At 64.3% G+C, this 18,215-nt stretch carries 21 protein-coding genes and 3 pseudogenes; 8 read left to right on the top strand and 16 right to left on the bottom strand.

Annotation, left to right across the window (positions count from 1 at the left end; translation table 11 throughout):
• Positions 1-237: 237 nt before the first annotated feature.
• The 5 genes from F1643_RS24920 to F1643_RS14485 form a co-directional block, all read right to left on the bottom strand.
• Positions 238-858, bottom strand: a complete 621-nt coding sequence (locus tag F1643_RS24920) for a HEPN domain-containing protein (RefSeq protein ID WP_370540618.1) — start codon at positions 856-858, stop codon at positions 238-240.
• A gap of 20 nt (positions 859-878) precedes the next feature.
• The gene (locus F1643_RS14500; protein ID WP_255542814.1) at positions 879-1,877 is read right to left on the bottom strand and encodes a DUF262 domain-containing protein; all 999 of its coding nucleotides are present in this window, start codon (positions 1,875-1,877) and stop codon (positions 879-881) included.
• Positions 1,807-2,106: a DUF262 domain-containing protein gene (locus tag F1643_RS14495; RefSeq protein WP_194913915.1), complete on the bottom strand. Its 300-nt coding sequence runs from the start codon at positions 2,104-2,106 to the stop codon at positions 1,807-1,809. The genes F1643_RS14500 and F1643_RS14495 overlap by 71 nt, the downstream gene beginning before the upstream one ends.
• A 252-nt stretch (positions 2,107-2,358) precedes the next feature.
• Entirely contained in the window at positions 2,359-3,435 is a 1,077-nt protein-coding gene (locus tag F1643_RS14490; protein WP_194913242.1) for an IS5 family transposase, read from the bottom strand.
• Positions 3,436-3,767: 332 nt separating this feature from the next.
• Complete coding sequence (locus F1643_RS14485; protein WP_194913914.1) at positions 3,768-3,953, bottom strand: hypothetical protein; 186 nt, start codon at positions 3,951-3,953, stop codon at positions 3,768-3,770.
• Between the two features lie 222 nt (positions 3,954-4,175).
• Here F1643_RS14485 and F1643_RS14480 point away from each other — a divergent pair, with 222 nt between their 5' ends.
• Positions 4,176-4,571 carry a hypothetical protein gene (locus F1643_RS14480; protein WP_194913974.1) on the top strand — a complete coding sequence of 132 codons (396 nt, stop codon included), beginning with the start codon at positions 4,176-4,178 and terminating at the stop codon, positions 4,569-4,571.
• Here F1643_RS14480 and F1643_RS24915 read toward each other — a convergent pair.
• From F1643_RS24915 to F1643_RS14470, 4 genes and pseudogenes are all read right to left on the bottom strand, one after another.
• Positions 4,562-4,831, bottom strand: a complete 270-nt coding sequence (locus F1643_RS24915) for a polysaccharide biosynthesis/export family protein (RefSeq protein WP_370540621.1) — start codon at positions 4,829-4,831, stop codon at positions 4,562-4,564. The genes F1643_RS14480 and F1643_RS24915 overlap by 10 nt on opposite strands.
• Positions 4,832-4,852: 21 nt before the next feature.
• A pseudogene (locus F1643_RS24910) lies at positions 4,853-5,035 on the bottom strand (hypothetical protein); the annotation flags it as partial.
• A pseudogene (locus tag F1643_RS24905) lies at positions 4,965-5,144 on the bottom strand (polysaccharide export protein); the annotation flags it as partial. The pseudogenes F1643_RS24910 and F1643_RS24905, both read right to left, overlap by 71 nt.
• A 335-nt stretch (positions 5,145-5,479) precedes the next feature.
• Positions 5,480-6,748, bottom strand: a complete 1,269-nt coding sequence (locus F1643_RS14470) for an outer membrane beta-barrel protein (protein WP_194913912.1) — start codon at positions 6,746-6,748, stop codon at positions 5,480-5,482.
• A gap of 387 nt (positions 6,749-7,135) precedes the next feature.
• Between F1643_RS14470 and F1643_RS14465 the strand changes: the two genes are divergently transcribed.
• The 7 genes and pseudogenes from F1643_RS14465 to F1643_RS14440 all read left to right on the top strand — a co-directional run bounded on the left by F1643_RS14465 (position 7,136) and on the right by F1643_RS14440 (position 13,063).
• Positions 7,136-7,309: a hypothetical protein gene (locus F1643_RS14465; protein ID WP_194913911.1), complete on the top strand. Its 174-nt coding sequence runs from the start codon at positions 7,136-7,138 to the stop codon at positions 7,307-7,309.
• Between the two features lie 384 nt (positions 7,310-7,693).
• Positions 7,694-7,894, top strand: coding sequence for a hypothetical protein (locus tag F1643_RS23350; protein WP_255542812.1), 201 nt, complete (start codon positions 7,694-7,696; stop codon positions 7,892-7,894).
• Positions 7,895-7,899: 5 nt separating this feature from the next.
• Positions 7,900-8,133 (top strand): MarR family winged helix-turn-helix transcriptional regulator, encoded by a 234-nt coding sequence (locus F1643_RS23345; protein ID WP_255542811.1) that lies wholly within the window; start codon positions 7,900-7,902, stop codon positions 8,131-8,133.
• A gap of 160 nt (positions 8,134-8,293) precedes the next feature.
• A pseudogene (locus tag F1643_RS14455) lies at positions 8,294-9,591 on the top strand (ABC transporter substrate-binding protein).
• 174 nt (positions 9,592-9,765) lie between these two features.
• Positions 9,766-11,598 carry an ABC transporter permease gene (locus tag F1643_RS14450; protein ID WP_194913908.1) on the top strand — a complete coding sequence of 611 codons (1,833 nt, stop codon included), beginning with the start codon at positions 9,766-9,768 and terminating at the stop codon, positions 11,596-11,598.
• Positions 11,595-12,353, top strand: a complete 759-nt coding sequence (locus F1643_RS14445) for an ABC transporter ATP-binding protein (protein WP_255542810.1) — start codon at positions 11,595-11,597, stop codon at positions 12,351-12,353. The genes F1643_RS14450 and F1643_RS14445 overlap by 4 nt, the downstream gene beginning before the upstream one ends.
• On the top strand, positions 12,350-13,063 hold the full coding sequence (locus F1643_RS14440) for an ABC transporter ATP-binding protein (RefSeq protein ID WP_194913906.1): 714 nt from the start codon (positions 12,350-12,352) through the stop codon (positions 13,061-13,063). The genes F1643_RS14445 and F1643_RS14440 overlap by 4 nt, the downstream gene beginning before the upstream one ends.
• Before the next feature lie 18 nt (positions 13,064-13,081).
• Here F1643_RS14440 and F1643_RS14435 read toward each other — a convergent pair whose 3' ends face one another.
• From F1643_RS14435 to F1643_RS14410, 7 genes are all read right to left on the bottom strand, one after another.
• On the bottom strand, positions 13,082-14,119 hold the full coding sequence (locus tag F1643_RS14435) for an ABC transporter substrate-binding protein (RefSeq protein WP_255542809.1): 1,038 nt from the start codon (positions 14,117-14,119) through the stop codon (positions 13,082-13,084).
• A gap of 49 nt (positions 14,120-14,168) precedes the next feature.
• Complete coding sequence (locus F1643_RS14430; RefSeq protein ID WP_194913903.1) at positions 14,169-15,011, bottom strand: ABC transporter permease; 843 nt, start codon at positions 15,009-15,011, stop codon at positions 14,169-14,171.
• A complete protein-coding gene (locus F1643_RS14425; RefSeq protein WP_194913901.1) occupies positions 15,004-15,777 on the bottom strand; it encodes an ABC transporter ATP-binding protein in 774 nt (257 codons plus the stop codon). Before F1643_RS14425 ends, F1643_RS14430 begins: the two co-directional genes overlap by 8 nt.
• 175 nt (positions 15,778-15,952) lie before the next feature.
• Positions 15,953-16,300, bottom strand: coding sequence for a hypothetical protein (locus tag F1643_RS14420; protein ID WP_194913898.1), 348 nt, complete (start codon positions 16,298-16,300; stop codon positions 15,953-15,955).
• Positions 16,301-16,372: 72 nt separating this feature from the next.
• A complete protein-coding gene (locus tag F1643_RS23340; RefSeq protein WP_370540617.1) occupies positions 16,373-16,990 on the bottom strand; it encodes an ABC transporter permease in 618 nt (205 codons plus the stop codon).
• Between the two features lie 171 nt (positions 16,991-17,161).
• A complete protein-coding gene (locus F1643_RS23335) occupies positions 17,162-17,533 on the bottom strand; it encodes a hypothetical protein (protein ID WP_255542808.1) in 372 nt (123 codons plus the stop codon).
• The coding region (locus F1643_RS14410; protein WP_194913897.1) for an ABC transporter permease at positions 17,530-18,215 on the bottom strand (686 nt) is incomplete at its 5' end. The genes F1643_RS14410 and F1643_RS23335, both read right to left, overlap by 4 nt.

The following is an 18,215-nucleotide window of genomic DNA, read 5'->3' as shown; positions in this document are numbered from 1 at the left end:
TCCCGAAGAGATTGAGCGGCGTCTATGAGCAACAGCCGCGCAACATCGGATTTTTTTGATGACAAAATCATAGAAGTTTCTCTCCTTGAATACACAACGGAATCGTTGTGCACCGACGATCTACCGCTCAATAATAATAATGGTGATAATCATATGGTATTAATTTTAATTCTCATGTGATACACTACCCTTCGGAATTAGAGGTTACATTGGAAGCAGAGATTTCACAGCATGCAATCAAATTGACGATAAGCAAGAGAAAAAATCTTGATCTACAGGAGCGATGGCATTAGTTATATCTGATGCTATCTGCTTCTCATCGTCCGGGTCTGGAACTTGCTGTATGGAAGATGGTGTAGTATGCGCATACTGCCCTCTAACGGCAGCATAAGAGTCTAAATCTGCAGATAATACTGAGACTTTTCCAACAAACCCATTCCCGTATGGCATAAATAATTTTTCCAAGTTGCTTTCTTTTATTCCGTGATTGTTTTTTATAGTTTCCGAATGCCACTCCACAGCATCTTTTATCAAAAGAGACGCATTGCCTTTTTGCTTGTTGAAAAACTCGTGGTCTTTCATTTCTGTTGACCTAGAAAAACGAAAGCAAAGAGCTACAAGGTATTTCTCCATCACACCTCGGGACAACCAGGATTGATGGCATCTGTCCAAAACATCTCGGCTTACCGATTCAAAATACGACTCGAATGCGGCGTGGCAGAGAACACGATACGAAATCATTCTATATTTCTGAAATTCAGTATACGATCCATACAAATCCTTCTTAGGTAACAGAATCCTTAGCTTTTTAATTTGGCTTTTCAACTGCCTGAAATGAACAGATTGAGCAGCAGGCATAGCTATCACCAATAAATTGATTAATAGGCGACTAATATGCGGCGATCATCAAGCACAAGTTTCGGTATTCTAGTATCTAGATGACAACGTAAAACGTCACTCCAAGTTGACAGTCTGGTAAATACATTTGAAACTTCCTTAGTATTTGAAGAGAAGGAGTTCCGAAAACTCATTATTTTCCATGCATTCTCGCTGGAATGCCCCTCAATGTCGCGCGCCCGGTCTATAGCAGCAGATCTAATTTTACGGTGCGAGAAGAAAAACACCATAATATCGAAGACCGCACGATTGAAGCGACGAGTGTATTCTTGATCTTCGTAGACTTGGAATGAATGCCTCCCAAATATATCGAAGGTTGCCTTAATGGCACTCTCCAACTCCAGACTCTGCATCTTTAAATATTCTGCCTTACCATCCCAGTTCTTGTTATAATAGCTCGTCGTGTCATCTAGAAACTTCCGGAAGTTTCCAGCGTAATCGGAAAGACGTGTAGCAAATGCAAAATACCGGAGCACGAGCTCATTATCTCTCATACGTCGATCAGGCTCTTTAATATTGAGCGTTCTTTTGATAAGCTGACTGCTTGTTGCTGTATCATCAATAAAATCTGTAAATGGGCCAGGCACTAGCGCTTGGCGAAGCTCCTGCGGAGACAGCTTCATACTCTGCGTATTCAAACGCAAAAATATCTCATATAGATATGAGTCTTCCTTTACAGAACGAACCACTACAGTCCGGATCACCGCATTCTCAATCGTAATTCCGTCATCACTAGCCTGAATATCTTCAAAACTTTTTCCATTTAGATCCTTTCTATATTTAAGCCCGCTCAACTTGAACTTACTAAATCCCTCGGGAATCTTTTTCTCAGGCGCAATAAACTGCAATAGCGAAAGCAATCTCTGCTTTCCATCGATAACGACATAATGACTGCTTCTATGAGGAAGTTCAGCTAAAAATAACCTGAGGAATTGGGATCCCCATAGCAAGAGATTCGATAAATTTACTTTTATCAACATTTCCCCACGCAGAGCGTCTCTGAAAACGCGGGTTTAAATCAATTATACCTCTTATAATCTGATTTACTGCTGTGCCGGCAGTCCAGTCTGTATTATAAAGAGTTGGTTGCGAGAATCGCTTATTGGAAATGAAATCCTCCTCCTCTTCTTGGAAGGAGTCTGGAGTTTCATAATCAGGATCATCGTTCACAACGACTTTACCTTCGCTGGATTTTTTACCGTCACTCATGACAAATTCCCTAAGAGGGCGAGCTTTCCAAAAAGGATATAGACTATTTGTCCTGCATTTTCGGGCGAAACGCAATAGAAACTAACTGCCTTGAACCCGTCTAGCAGGGCGCGGAAAAACGAACATATTCGGGCCTTTTTCCCCCGCTGCGGCTTGAGAATGGGAGTTCTGACGCCCGTTTTCATCAGAATAGAGCGCCTTTTCGCGCTCTGCGGCTCCCGGAACCGCCATTCAGGCGGATTCCGGGCGTGATTATGCCGCCGCCAGCAGCTTGGGCAATCGGATCAGGTTGTAGGCGGTAGCGGTCAGGGTGAACATCCAACCGACGCGGGCCGTGCCGCGATGACGCGTCTTGCGCAAGCCGGCTCCCTTGATCCAGCCGAACACCTCCTCGATCCGTTTGCGGACTCTCAGGCTGACGGCGTAGCCGGGGTGGCGGGTGGTCCGGCCGTCGATCGCCGAGCGGCGGTTGCTCGTGTTCTGCGCAACATGCGCAGCGGCGCCCAAGCTGCGCATGTTCGCCACGAAATCCTTGGTGTCGTAAGCCTTGTCGGCGCCGACTGTGATGCGGTGGCGGCCGGGGATGGCCTCAATCATGGACACCGCCGCTTCGCGTTCAGCCAGACCGGTGGCCGCGGTGAGCCGGACATTCACCACCAGGGCGTGACGGTTCTCCATCAACGCATGGCCCATGAAGGCCAGCTTCGCCGGCTGCCCGTTGCCCTTGCGGTACAACCGCGCCTCGGGATCGCTGGTCGAGGCATGGGTCTCGTTGGACCGCTTCTCGCCATGAAAGTCGCGGTCGCCGTTGCGCCCCGGCCCCGGCGGCTCGCCGCTGCCGTCCTTGGGCCGAAAGCTCTTCACGCTGGCCCAGGCTTCGATCAGCGTGCCGTCCACCGAGAAGTGCTCGTCCGACAGCAGCGCCTTGACCTTCGGCTGACCCAGCACGGTGGCCAGGAACGTGGCCGCCACATCCCCGGCCAGCAGACGCTCACGGTTCTTGGTGAACACCGTAACGTCCCATACCGGGGCGTCCATCGACAGGCCGACGAACCAGCGGAACAGCAGGTTGTAATCGAGCTGTTCCATCAGCTGGCGTTCCGAGCGCACCGAGTAGAAGGCCTGGAGCAGCAGAGCCCGCAGCAGCTTCTCCGGCGGGATCGACGGCCGCCCGATCTTCGAGTACAGGCCTTCGAAGGCGGGCGACATCACCTCCAGCGCTTCATCCACGATGGCCCGGATCGGCCGCAGCGGGTGATTGGCCGGAACCCGCGCCTCACAGCTCACGTAGCTGAAAAGACCCTCGCTGCGTTCGTCCGATCCGCGCATCATCCCCTCTCCGACCGCACCCTGTGCCAGCAGAGAGAATCACGAGAGCCCGCCGCAGCACAGCCTTTTTCCGCATCCTGCTAGTTGCATCTTCTCGAAAAGCATTTTTCCACTCCTCAAGTAGCTTTGCGAGAAAAAATTAACCACAACGATAAAACAAACCCCTCTTCCGCTGAGAGGACGACATGGCAGCACTAATGATATCATGTAAATTAGCAACGGTATTCTCATTATTTGCACGGCTTTTCTACAAAATATGGAGACAATTCGCCAACAATACTTTGCAGCTGACAACGTGACTTACTTTCAAGCACGCTACGTCTTTCTCTGAATCATTGAAATCGACGACATAAATTTCGTTGACTAGCATCGTTGCTGGCCGCATCGTGACGACTTCGCAACAGTCCACCATGCAGGTCCACCCCGTCCGAACGCCAGCCCAAGATATTGATTTTACAGGCGTTTTTCCGGTTTTGGTCGCTTCCTGTATCCGGCACCACCGCGCGGGCTTTTTTCACCCTTCCCCTCCCCGCAGCGACGACGCCATCGGAGGGCGAGCAGAGCGGCGGCCGCGGCAGGGGTTGCAAGAGCGAACAGGACGCCAGCCCGTATCCTGCATCGTGAGTTCCCCTGAATTCGTCCGCAGGGTCGCAGATCGTCGCACTGGGGAACCCTCGGCAGGCGGCGCCGGTTGGAGGAGGCGACAAAACGCCCCTCACAGCTTGTGCGAAAGGCCGACCATGACCAAGCCCCAGCGTCCCGAGTCGGGCCGTGACACGCCCACCACGCCCAGCGCGGAGGCCAACCGGATGCGCGCGGATATCGACCGCGGGTTGACCGGCGACAAGGTCCCGGCCACCGACCCCGCCGCCGCGCCGCTCGGCACCGACGACGAAGCCGCCGGCACCACCCCGCCGCACGGCATCTCGCGCGATCCGGTGGTTCCCCCGAACCAGCGCATGCCCGTCGGGACAGAAGAAGGGCGGCGATACGCTGGACACCTGACCGCCACCGCCGGCTATCGCCGCCATAGCGGAAAGCCCGGCCGGACATCCTCCCGGCCGGGCTTTCCGTTGGTCGCCCTGGCAATGCATGGGCTCGAAAATTCTGAGATGAAATCCCGGGCTCAGAAATAGCGCTCCGGAACGCGGACCACGTCGTCCGGCATCACCGAGGTGGTGATCGGCGCCCGGCGGAGTTCCTTCTTGGGGTCGGCGCCGCGGGTGATCAGGACGTAATCCTCCTTGGCGCGATAGGTGTAGCCGCCGGCCATCGCCACCGCCGACAGGGCGGTCATGCCGTTGACATACTGGTACTGGCCGGGATTGCGCACTTCGCCCAGGATGAAGAAGGGACGGTGGTTCAGCACCTCGACGCTGACTTTCGGGTCCTTCACATAGCCGGCGGAGAGGCGGGTGGAGATCTCCTTTTCCAGATCGCGGGTGCTGCGGTCCTTGGCCGAGACCTCGCCGATCAGCGGCCATGGCGACCTTGCCGGTGCCGTCGACGCGGAACTCGCCGGACAACTGCTCCTCGCCGAAGACGATGACGCGCAGTGCGTCGCCGGCACCCAGACGGTATTCGCTGATCTGGCCGACATTGGCGGTTTCCAACGGCGCGTCGTTGCCGGCGCAGCCGACCATGGCGACAGCGAGCGCGGTCAATCCGATCCCCTGGCCCAGCGCACGGATCACATGACGTCGATTCATCCCTAAACCCTTTCCCTGGCTGGTGGGTGCCTGCCGCAGCGCCCGGTCCGGCACGATGGTACGGCTTCGAGAACCCCGTCCCATTCGCCGGTCGCCTTGCGGCGGCGCCCTTTGGTCACGCACCTGAATTCGGGTGGAGACTAGCAACTCGCAAGCGCTTGGGAAAAAGTGGAGAGGAATTACCGCGTTCGGATCTCTCCAGTACATCGTCCACGATAACAAAAGCAGGCATAAGAAAAGGGCGTCCGTCATAGGACGGACGCCCTGTACTGTTCAGCGAAACCTTTAGGCCCTTCGGCCGGACTTCCCCGGTCGGCGGGCCTAGAACCGCCGTATTACATCTGCGCGCCGAGACGCAGATAGATCAGGTTGTCGCTGTATTCGGCGGCGCTCACGTTGGAGCTGCGCTTTTCATAGGTGTAGCCGCCGGTCATGAACAGGTAGCGGTTCATCTGGTAGGTGCCGCCGACTCCGGCCGTATAGACCTTGTCGTTGCGGTCGTTGCCGTTGAAGTCGTCCTGGCGGTACTGCAGGCGGCCGTTCAGCACCAGGGTGCGCAGCAATTCGTGGTCGACGCCCAGGGCCAAGACGGTGCGGGTGTAGCTGGACGCGGTGCCGAAGCCCGGGCTGGCCGTGGTCTCGCGCACCTGACGGCTGGCGGTGGCGCTGACGGCAGTCAGCTGCGTGACCGCCCAGTTCAGGCGGCCGCCGAAGGACAGGCCGCTGAAGTCCTCCAGCCGCGAATCCTTGTAGTTGCGGACCATGTAGCCGGCAAAGACCTCGCCGGTGATCAGCCCGGTCAGGTCGGTGGCGAGGCCGCCGACCACCTCGTAGCCGTCCGAGTCGCGGTCGAGGCCGAAAGCGTCGCGGTCGTTCTTGTGACGGGTCCAGGAATAGGTGCCCTGGACGAAGGCCTCGTAGCCTTCGATGAACTCGTAGCCGACGCGGCCGACCGTGCCGTATTCCCAGCGGTCGCGGTCTTCCTGGCGCGCGATGCCGCCGCCGATCAGGCCGACATCGTCATACTCGCTGTACTGGGCGGAACCGGACAGGCGGGCGCGCAGTCGGTTGAAGCGCTGGGTGTAGCCGGCCTCGCCGCCGCTGGTGCGGTAGACCACCGGCTCCGTATAGCCCGACAGGCTGTTGATGTCGCCGCGGCCTTCGTGGTTGCGGCGATGGAACAGCTGGCCGTCCAGCGCACCGCCCTTGTTCACGTCGAACCGGCCGGCCGCCTGCAGGGCGTAGTCGGTATAGTTCTCGCTGGAATTCTCGCGGTAGCGGCCGGCATCGGCGGAGGCCGAGAAGTTCAGCGCGTGGGCGGCGAAGTCGGACTTGATGTCGATCCGCGGACGGACAGTCCAGATGATGTCGTCTTCGTGGTCGTCGCGGGTGGCGTAGACGTTGGTATCGTAGGTGGCGCCCGCTTCCACCCGCGGCAGGAACAGGAAGGAGCCCGCACGCAGGCCGAGCTGCTCGACCTCCGGCCGGCGACGCTCCAGCACGGTTTCGCCACGCTGCAGGTCATCCTGGGCGGCGGCGGGAAGCGACGTCAGCCCGGTCGACGCGAGAGCGAGGGCGAGAAGGGAAAGGGTGCTGGTCTTCATGGAGTCACCGCGCTTGGCTGGGTTCGGTCGGCTCACTGGGCCGGAATTCCGGCTCCTTCGTGGGAGTGCCCGGCAGCCGGCCTTTTCGGGACCGGACGCGGACACATCCTCGGCAAAGACACAACAAGGCGTGCTTGCCATGCAACAGTGAAGCCCGCGCCACTCCGCTTTTGCATCGTCCTGTGGTGTGGCCGCAACAAAAGCTCGCAGTCGGCAGAGAACAGCCTCGGCAGTGACCCGCTTGATTCCCCCGCCTTTTTCAAATGGTCCTAAGATTAAGGTCATAGCCGGCGGCGGAAGGACTGATCATACCGGGGGGCGCCTGTTTGGAACCGCCCGGCCGACATCGGGTTGTTCATGGCGATTCCTGATCAGGAAAGGTGCGTCATGACACGCCGACTCGACACCCCGCCCCCGCCGCATCCCACCAAGCGGCCGCCCGACGCCACCACGCCGCCCTACACGCCGGGCGGTGTGACGCCCCCGACGGGCGAGGGCGCGGAAAGCCCCGACGAGAAGACCGCTCCGCCCGACAGCTATCCGCCCAAGCGGAAACCCTGAGAAAGAGAAGCCTCGAAAAAGACGAGCACCCGACAAGGATAGGCCGCAGGCACGGACAACCCCGGCAACGGCCTGTTCCGGGATCGCAACCATCGGAACTTGCGGCGTCATTGACGCATGGCTTCCTTTCCCACTCTTGGGCCTTTTTTTGTTGCCGGCATCATGACGGCTGCATCGCTGTGGCTCTATGACGCATCCGCGAAGGTTGCTCTGCGGTCATTGTCTTCCCTACGCTTTCCATGAGGAACGCATAATGGACGCATCGGATGGCGACAGGCGGCAAACGCCGCGCCATCCCTGCCCACGCAGCCGGGAGCGGCGGTCCGTGCCCGCCCCAGCCTTCGCCCCGGACCGAAGGCGGGCGCGAACCACGGGCCCGTTGCCATGGACGACTTCGGACGACTGCCTCCCGACGACTACCAGTTGGCCGGCCAGGTTCACCACCGCCTCCGGCGTGCTCACCAGCGCGCCTCGGCCATCTTCATCGATCTGATCGGCGATTCGCTGCTGACGCCCACCCAATGGGCAGCGCTGGCCACCCTTTATGCGAGGGTGCGCTGTCGCAGAACCAGCTCGGTCGGCTGACCTATATGGATCCGGCGACCACCCAGGGCGTGATCCTGCGGCTGGTGGAGCGCAATCTGGTCGAACGCCACCCCGACACGCAGGACCGCCGCCGCACCAGCGTCAGCCTGACGCGGATCGGGCAGGCGCTGGTCATCGACCTGATGGCGAATGCCGCCGCCGCCCACGAACGCACGCTGGAACCTCTGTCCGGGGAGGAAAGGGCGCAGTTCATGGCGCTGCTGGCCCGGCTGATGTGACAAGGGGCGGCGTCCGCCGAAATGCGAATCGGGCATGGACGCGGGAAAACACCTGATCAGTCGGTGACTTTTGCGCGGGGTTTGCTATGAACGCGGTGTGTTGCGTCGCACCGCGACCCGGACACGCCGCTGGTCTCTCACGAACCGGGGTCCCCGCAGGATGAAGCACCGCTGCCCGACCGCCTCGCCACTGGCGAAGCCCCTTCTCCCGGCCGCTCTGTTCGCCGCCGTGTCCTTTGCAACCATCGCCTCCACGCTGGCCGGCATCGGCCTGACGGCCGCTCCCGCGGCGGCGCAATCGGCGAAAGAGCCGGTGAAATTCTCCGGCGCGCCGGTGCGGGTGGGCGAGATCAACAGCTACACCGGCCTGCCCGCCTTCACCATCCCCTACCGCCAGGGCTGGCAGCTGGCGCTGGAGGAGATCAACGCCCAGGGCGGCGTGATCGGCTGCTGCGAATTGCAGGTCGTCTCCCGCGACGATGCCGGCAAGCCCGACGATGCCGTGCGCGTCGCGCAGGAGCTGGTGACGAACGAGGCGGTGGACGTGCTGGCCGGCACCTATTTCTCCATATCGGGCTGGCCGTCGCCGATTTCGCCGCGCGCAACAAGATGCCCTTCGTGGCGGCGGAGCCGTTGACCGACGCCATCACCTGGTCGAAGGGCAACCGCTACACCTTCCGCCTGCGCCCCAGCACCTACATGCAGGCGGCGATGCTGGTGGAGGAAGCGGCAAAGCTGCCGGCCAAGCGCTGGGCCACCGTCGCCCCCAACTACGAATACGGCCAGTCGGCGGTGACGTGGTTCAAGCAGCTGCTGAAGGAAAAGCGCCCGGACGTGGAGTTCGTTGCGGAGCAATGGCCGGCCCAGGGCAAGCTGGAGGCCGGCCCGACCGTGCAGGCGCTGGCCGCCGCCAAACCCGACGCCATCTTCAACGTCACCTTCGGCGCCGATCTCGCCAAGCTGGTGCGCGAGGGCGAGGGTCGCGGCCTGTTCCGCAACCGCAAGGTCGTCAGCCTGCTGACCGGCGAGCCGGAATATCTGGAGCCGATGAAGGACGAGGCGCCGGAAGGCTGGATCGTCACCGGCTATCCTTGGGACCAGATCGACACCCCCGCTCACAAGGCCTTCGTCGCCGCCTACACCGCGCGGTTCAAGGAATCGCCCAAGCAGGGCTCGGTCGTTGGCTACACCACGATGAAGGCGATCGCCGCCGCGATCACCAAGGCCAAGTCCGCCAACGCGGAACCGATCGTCGATGCGCTGGCCGGCCTGACCATCGACAGCCCCTTCGGCCCGGTGACCTTCCGCGCGTCCGACCATCAGGCGACCATGGGCGCCTATGTCGGCACCACCACCGTCAAGGACGGCCGCGGCACCATGAAGGACTGGCGCTACGCCGACGGCGCCAACTACCTGCCGCCGGACGAGGCAGTGCGCAAGATGCGGCCGGCGGAGTGAAGTTGCAGGCTTCGAGTGCCCCCACCTGACCTCCCCCGCTCTCGGTCGACCGAAGGTCGATCCGATCACGGGGGAGGGACTGCCGCTCCTCTCCCGAACAAGCACTTGTCCCCTCCCCGCCCAGCGGGGGAGGGTTAGGGTGGGGGCAAGAGTCCGCATTAAAGTAATCCCTCCATGTCCTTCCTCCTCGTCCAGGCCCTCAGCGGGCTCGCGACCGCGGCGACGCTGTTCCTGGTGTCGTCGGGGCTGACCATCGTGTTCGGCGTGACGCGGATCGTGAATTTCGCGCACGGCTCCTTCTACATGGTCGGCGCCTATGCCGGCTGGTCGCTGATCGAGCGGTTCGGCGGCACGCCGGCCGGCTTCTGGGGCTCGGTCGCCGCGGCGGCCCTGATGATGGGTGTGCTCGGCGCCGCCATGGAGATCGGGCTGCTGCGCCGGCTCTACCGCTCGCCGGAGCTGTTCCAGCTGCTGGGCACCTTCGGCGTCGTACTGGTGGTGCAGGATTTGACCGCCTGGGCCTGGGGGCCGGAGGATTTGCTCGGCCGCCGGGCACCGGGGCTGAAGGGCTCCGTCGACATCCTCGACCAGCCCTTCCCGCTCTACGACCTCGTGCTGGTCGGACTAGGGCCACTGGTGCTGGGGCTGCTGTGGCTGCTGTTCAACCGCACCCGCTGGGGCACGCTGGTGCGCGCGGCGACGCAGGATCGCGAGATGACAAGCGCGCTCGGCGTCGATCCGGCGCGGCTGTTCACCGGGGTGCTGTTCCTCGGCTGTGCGCTTGCCGGGCTGGGTGGCGCCCTGCAGGTCCCGCGCGAGGCGGTGACGCTGCATATGGACATGGCGATCGTGGTGGAGGCCTTCGTCGTCGTCGTGGTCGGCGGCATGGGCAGCCTGACCGGCGCCTTCCTCGCCTCGCTGCTGATCGGACAGCTACAGGCCTTCGGCATCCTGGTCTTCCCGCAGATTACGCTGGTGCTGGTCTTCCTGTTCATGGCGGTGGTGCTGGTTCTGCGCCCGCATGGCCTGCTCGGCCGGGCGGAGGAGGCGCCGCCGACGGCACCCGCCGCCGTCACCGTCCCGCTGTCGGCCGGCCGTCACGCCGGGATTTGGGCGTTGGCTCTGCTGGCGGTCATGGCCGCCGCCCCGCTGATCGCCGGCGATTACGCGCTGATCCTGCTGACCGAGGTCGTCATCCTCGCCCTGTTCGCCGCCAGCCTGCATCTGCTGATCGGGCTGGGCGGGCTGGTGTCCTTCGGCCATGCGGCGTGGTTCGGGCTGGGCGCCTACGGCTCCGCCCTGCTGGTCAAGCATCTGGGCGCGCCGATGCCGCTGGCGCTGGCCGGCGCGCCGGTTCTGGCCGGGCTGGGAGCCCTGGTGGCGGGATGGTTCTGCGTCCGGCGGTCGGGGCTCTATTTCGCCATGCTGACACTGGCCTTCGCCCAGATCGTCTGGTCCATCGCCTTCCAATGGTACGCGGTGACCGGCGGCGACAACGGCATCCTCGGCGTCTGGCCGTCGGCCTGGGCGGCGGGCAAGGCGGCCTATTACTGGCTGACGCTGGCCCTGTGCGCCGGGGCGCTGTGGCTGCTGCGCCGGGCTGCCTTCGCCCCCTTCGGCTATGCCTTGCGGGCCGGGCGCGACTCAGGGCTCCGTGCCGAATCGGTGGGCATCGACGTGCGCCGCTTCCAATGGATGGCCTTCGTGCTGGCCGGCAGCACGGCGGGACTGGCCGGCGGGCTCTATGCCTTCGCCAAGGGCAGCGTCTTCCCCACCCTGCTGGCGGTGCCGCAGTCGGTCGACGCACTGGTGATGGTGCTGATGGGCGGCATCCAGACCGTCGCCGGGCCGCTGGCCGGCGCCGTGGCCTTCCATCTGCTGGAAGCCAAGGTGATGAGCATGACCGACTGGTGGCGGCTGGTGCTTGGCCTCATCATCGTCGCGCTGGTGCTGGTCTTCCCCAAGGGCATCGTCGGCTTCCTGTCCGGCGTCAGGAGGCGGGCATGAGCGAGTTGGCCATGAGCGAACTGGTGGTGCGCGACCTGCAGCGCTCCTTCGGCGGGGTGCAGGCAGTGGCCGGCGTGTCCTTCACCCTGCGCTCCGGCGACCTGCTGGCGCTGATCGGACCGAACGGCGCCGGCAAGAGCACCTGCTTCAACCTGCTGAACGGCCAGCTGCGCCCCGATTCGGGATCGGTCAGGCTGGACGGCACCGAACTGGTCGGGCTGCCGCCGCGGCGCATCTGGGCGCTGGGCGTCGGGCGCACCTTCCAGATCACTGCGACCTTCGCCTCGATGACGGTGGCGGAGAATGTGCAGATGGTGCTGCTGTCGCGCGCCCGCCGGCTGTTCGGCCTGTGGCGCCCGGCCGCCGCCCAGTTCCGCGAACCGGCGCTGGCCCTGCTGGAGCGGGTCGGCATGGGTTCCCAAGCCGACCGACCCTGCGGCGTGCTGGCCTATGGCGACGTGAAGCGGGTCGAACTGGCGATGGCGCTGGCCAGCGAGCCCACCGTCCTGCTGATGGACGAGCCGACCGCCGGCATGGCGCCTGCCGAACGGCTCGCCCTGATGGCGCTGACGGCGGAGTTGGTGCGCGAGCGCGGCCTCGCCGTGCTGTTCACCGAACATGACATGGACGCCGTCTTCGGCCACGCCACCCGCGTTCTGGTGCTCGACCGTGGCCGGCTGATCGCCGAAGGCTCGCCGGATCAGGTGCGCGCGAACCCTCGCGTGCAATCCGTCTATCTGGGAGGCGAGGCATGAGCGAACCCCTGCTGACGGTGGACGGCCTGCAGGCCTGGTACGGCCGCGCCCATATCCTCGACGGCATCGCGCTGACGGTCGGCCGTGGCGAGGTGGTGGCGCTGATGGGCCGCAACGGCGCCGGCAAGACCACCACGCTGAAGGCGATCATGGGGCTGGTGGAGCGCCGCGCCGCGAGCCTGCGCTTCGACGGACGCGACCTGTCCGCCCTGCCCGCCCACCGCATCGCCCGTCTCGGCGTCGGCTATGTGCCGGAGGACCGCCGCATCTTTGCCGACCTGACGGTGGAGGAGAATCTGGAGGTCGGCCGCCAGCCGCACCGCCCAGGCGCCCCGGCCTGGACGCCGGAGAGGCTGTTCGCCCTGTTCCCCAACCTCGCGGAGATGCGCGGCCGCCGCGGCACCCGGATGAGCGGCGGCGAGCAGCAGATGCTGACGCTGGCCCGCACCCTGATGGGCAACCCGTCGCTGCTTCTGCTCGACGAACCGTCGGAAGGACTGGCGCCGCTGATCGTGAAGCAGATGGCCGACGCGGTGCGGCGCCTGAAGGCGGAGGGGCTGTCGGTGTTGCTGTCCGAACAGAGCCTGTCCTTCGCCTCCGCGGTCGCCGACCGTGCCTGCGTCATCGAAACCGGCCGCCTGCGCTGGACCGGCACGATGGCAGAGTTGATGGCCGATGACGGGGTAAGGGCGGCGTATCTGGCGGTGTGACCGCCCCTCCCCCGCAGCTCACTGCCCGGCGACGCTGAGGTCCATCACCGACTTCGGGTCCAGCGTCTTGTCGACTTGGCCCTCGGACTGCCAGAACTTCACCTGATTGACGATGTCGTCCACCAGCAGGCGGGCCTGCGGGTCGACATAGGGCAGGCCGGCGGCGACGATTTCCGGCTTCTGCTTGGTGGCGTCGGCGATGATGGTCAGCAACTCGTCATAGCCGGGCCCCTTCACCAACTGGCCCGAGGCGTCCTTGCCGTTGAAGGCGGCATGGTATTCGGCCAGCGCGGTCTTGTAGGCGCGCATGAACTTCTCCACCAGCGGGCGGCGGTCCTTCATCGTCTTCGGCGCGGTGAACAGGGCGCCGAGCTGCCAGGGCGTCTCGTCGCCGACCCAGCCCAGGATCTTGCCGGCGCCGTCGGCCACCAGCTGCCGCGAGACGGTGGACGGCGCGATGACGGCGTCGACCTGCCCACCCTTGAAGGCGGCGACCATCTTCGGCACATCCTGCAACGGCACCATGGTCACGTCCTTGACCGTGAAGCCGTGCTTCTGCGCAAGCAGCCCGATCATGTAGTGGAAGGTCGAGCCGACCGTGGTGATGGCGATCCGCTTTCCCTTCAGGTCGGCCGGCGCCTTCAGCCCGGCGTCATAGGCGGCGTTGGTCGCCACATAGGCGCTCAGCGGGAAGCCCGGCTCGTCGCGGCTCTGCGCGGCGATGATGGTGACCGCCCCCTTGGAGGCGAGGTTGTAGAAGCCGGCGGTCAGGCCGGTCACGCCGAAATCGGCATCGCCCGAGGTCACCGCGACCGGCACCTGCTGGGCCGAGGTGAACATCTTCAACTCGACGTCCAACCCTTCCTTCTCGAAATAGCCCTTGGCCTTGGCGATGAAGATCGGCCCGGAGGAGGACAGCGCCAGCACGCCGACCGTCGCTTTCTCCAGCGGCTGCGCCAGCGCGGCGGACATCAGGGTGCCGGCGGCGAAAGCCGCGCCGGCGGTGGCGAGCAGGGCGCGCCGGGTGAGGCGGGCCACGGTCATGGCGGCGGTCATGGACGCAAATCCTCCCGATGGATGGTTCAAGTTTCTTGGAATGAGATGGTCAGCGCCAGTTCAGCAGGCGCCGCTCCAGCTGCGACAGCACGGTGCCGATGGCGAGCCCCAGCAGCGACAGGACCAGCACGCCGGCCAGCAGCGTGTCTGTCTGCATCAGGTTGCCGGCCATCAGCACGAAGGCGCCGATGCCGTATTCCGCGCCGATCATCTCCGCCGCCACCACCAGGATCAGCGCGATGGACGCGGTGATGCGGAAGCCGGCCAGGATGCCCGGCAGGGCGCCCGGCAGGACGATGGAGCGCAGGATCGACCGCCAGGGCAGGCCGAAGCTCTGCGCCATGCGGATCAGGTTGCGCGGCACCTGGTCGATGGCGCTGTAGGTGGCGATGACGGTGGGGAAGAAGACGCCGAAGCCGATGGTGGCGAATTTCGACGGCTCGCCGATGCCGAACCACAGGATGAACAGCGGCAGCAACGCGATCTTCGGGATCGGGAAGAAGGCCGACACCAGCGGCACGCCGACCGCGCGGGCGGTGGAGAAGATGCCCATGGCGAAGCCGACCAGCATGCCGCCCAGTGTGCCCAGCACCCAGCCGACGGCGATGCGCGCCAGCGACGCCTTCAGGTTCAGCCACAGCGATCCGTCCGAAACCATGCCGGCCAGCGCACGGCCGACCGCGCTCGGCGGCGGCAGGAACAGCGGGCTGGCGAGGCCGAGGCGGCTTGCTCCCTCCCAAACCGCAATCAGCAGGGCGAAGGCCGCCAGCGCCGCCCAGGGATGGCGTTTCACAGTGAAGCCGCCGCCGCGGAAGCGGACGGGCTGGCCGATCGCAGGTGTGACGGGCGCAGGCGTGACGGGTGCAGCGGTCGGGTTCAGGCTGTCAGGCACGGGCGATCTCCCGGTCGGCCATCTGGGCTTCGGCCTTCATCAGGTGCCACAGCCGGTCGCGCACTTCGGCCAGATGGGCCTGGGCCGACGGCTCCTGCCGGCGCTCCCGCGGCTCCTCGATGGTGACCAGTTCGCGGATGCGGCCGGGGCGGCGGCTCAGCACGCAGACACGGTCGGCCAGCCGCAGCGCCTCGTCCAGATTATGGGTGACGTAGAGGGCGGTGGTCTTCTCCCGCCGCCAAAGCTCCAGGAAATCGTCCATCAGCAGCTCGCGCGTCTGGGCGTCGAGCGCCGACAGCGGCTCGTCCAGCAGCAGCATGGCCGGGCGGACCGCCAGCGCGCGGGCGATGCCGACCCGCTGGCGCATGCCGCCGGACAGCTGCTTGGGCAGGGCCTTGCGGAACTCCCACAGCCCCATGCGGCGCAGGCCGCTGTCGATCCGCTCCTGCCGCTCGGCGGATGAAAGCGGGTGATGCTCCAGCACCAGGGCGACGTTGTCCTCCACATTGCGCCAAGGCAGCAGGGCGAAATCCTGGAAGATGAAGGTGATGGGGTTCAGGCAGCCGTCCGGCACCTCCCCCTCCACCCGGACGGAACCGGAGGTCGGGGCGACGATGCCGCCGGCGATGCCGAGCAGGGTCGATTTCCCGCAGCCGCTGGGGCCGATCACGGCCAGGATTTCGCCCTCCGCCAGCGTCAGGTCGATGCCGTCGAGGACGGTCAGATCGTCATAGCGGTGGGTCAGATCGGAAACGAGAAGCCTCATCGCGCCCTTTTGTGCCTGCACCTTTGTCGGTGGGGTCCGACTGTTCGTCGGGCCTGCCACTATAGCGCGGCGTTCCGGCGGCGGAGAGGAGAAAGGCACCCCGCATTCCAGCCATACGGCAGTATGGCCTTGGCCGGAAGGCGTCAAGACGCTGTCGGCTTCGCGACAGTCCTCGTCAGGCGATTCCGCTGACCGGGCCGCTGTCGGCCGGCCCACCGCTTACCGGCAGATCCAGCGCCCGCAACGCCGCGGCACAGCGGCCGACCGCGGCCTCCGCCAGCGCATGGCGCTCGCCGAGCCCCGCCTCGTCCACCTCGTCGGGGGTCATCGCCTGCAACAGGACGCGCAAGGTGCGGACATAGGTGCGCAGGAGCGTGGCCTCCTCGGCATGGTCGCCCAGCAGCCCCGCTTGGCCGGCGGTGCACAACGCCGCCAGTTCGCCGTCCAGCGACACCGCAGCCATTTCGATTGCCAGAAGTGCCCGCGTCAGGCGGACATGCTTGAGAACGACGATGTCGGCCATGCCCACCTCCCCTGCCAGCCGGAATGGCGGGACGAAAGCAATGGCCGTGCCAGCGGGGTTGCGCAGGGCCGGTCAGCGCCGCCGCATCGACGGATGCCAGGCCGTCGTCGCCCGTTCCAGCAACGCCAAGCCGCCATACAGGCCGGAACCGGTCAGCGCCGCCACGGCGATGGTGGCCCAGACGATGTCGAGGTTCATCCGTGCCACCTCGGTGGAGATGCGGAAACCCATGCCGACCACCGGCGTGCCGAAGAACTCCGCCACGATGGCGCCGATCAGCGCCAGGGTGGAGTTGATCTTCAAGCCGTTGAACAGGAAGGGAAGCGCGTTCGGCAGACGCAGCTTGACCAGCGTGCGGCCATAGCCGGCGCCGTAGGAACGCATCAGGTCGAGTTGGATGCTTTCCGAGTTGCCAAGGCCCGCCAGCGTGTTGATCATCATCGGGAAGAAGGTCATGACGACGATGACCGCCGCCTTCGACTGCCAGTCGAACCCGAACCACATGACCATGATCGGCGCGATGCCCACCACCGGAATGGCGCTGGCGAGATTGCCGAGCGGCAGAAGCCCGCGGGCAAGAAAGGGCACGCGGTCGGCAAGGATTGCCACCAGGAAGCCGGCGCTGCAGCCCATCACATAGCCGCGCAGGACGGAGGTCAGCACCGTCTGGCGGAAATCGTCCCACAGCACCGGCGCGTTTGGCCGCCAGCGCCGACGCGATGCGGCTGGGCGGCGGCAGCAGGATCGCCGGCACCTGGAAGCCGCGCACCAGCACCTCCCACCCCACCAGCAGGCCAAGTCCGAACAGGCCGGGGACGATGACCGAACGTATCCAGCCCGGCACCCCGGCCAACACCCCCATCACCCGCCACAGCAGCAGCGTCGCCGCAACCAGGAACAGCCACAGCCCCCAGCGGCCGACAGGTCCATCCCCTCGTTCAGCAGATGCAGCGGCAGCAGCCAGGCCAGCGCCACGCCGCCCAACTCCACCCAGGCGCCCCAGACCCGTTTCGGCGCGGACCGGCCGGCGACGACCGCCAGCACCACCCCGATCAGGAACAGCGGCGCCAGCGTCCCGCCCGTCATCCCGCCGAACCAGCCGACAGGAGCACCGCCCAGCGCACCCACCGGCAGGGCGAGTGCGGCCAGTGTCAATACGGCTATGGCGACCAGCCCCCAATCGGCAGCCGTGCGCAGGCTGGTGCGGTAGGGATTGGCGGAGAGAGCGCTCATCGCACCCCCGCCCGGCCCAGCAGGACCAGCTCAAGCCCGCGCACCACGGCGATCAGCGCCACCGACAGCAGCGAGGCCATGATCAGCGCCGCCCAGATCTGCACGGTCTGGCCGTAATAGGATCCCGACAGCAGCCGTGCCCCCAACCCGGCCTGCCCGCCGGTGGGCAGCTCGCCGACGATGGCGCCGACCACGCTGATGGCGACCGACACCTTGAGGCTGGCGAACAGGAACGGCATGGAAGCCGGCAGCCGCAACGACCAGAAGGCGCGCATCCCGTTGGCCGAATAGGTCCGCATCAGGTCGAGCCACAGCGGATCGGCGGAGCGCAGCCCCTTCACCATGCCCACCGTGATCGGGAAGAAGCAGAGATACATGCAGATCACCGCCTTCGGCAGCAGCCCGGTCAGCCCGATGTTGCCGAGGATGACGACGATCATCGGTGCGATGGCCAGGATCGGTATGGTCTGCGATGCGATCACCCAGGGCAGCAGGCTGGCCTCCAGCGTCCGGGTATAGACGATGCCGGCGGCCAGCAGGATGCCCAGCGCCAACCCCATCGCCAGCCCGGTCAGCGCCGCTTCCGCCGTCACCCAGGTGTGGAACAGCAGGTTGCGCGGGCTGGTGGGCGCATAGCCGGTCAGGGAGTTCCACAGCTCCGCCACCACCTGTCCGGGGTGGG

It is taken from the genome of Azospirillum sp. INR13, assembly GCF_015390205.1.
Taxonomy (GTDB): domain Bacteria; phylum Pseudomonadota; class Alphaproteobacteria; order Azospirillales; family Azospirillaceae; genus Azospirillum.
Note: the sequence above shows the minus strand (reverse complement) of the source record. Positions and strands in the feature narration are given on the sequence as shown.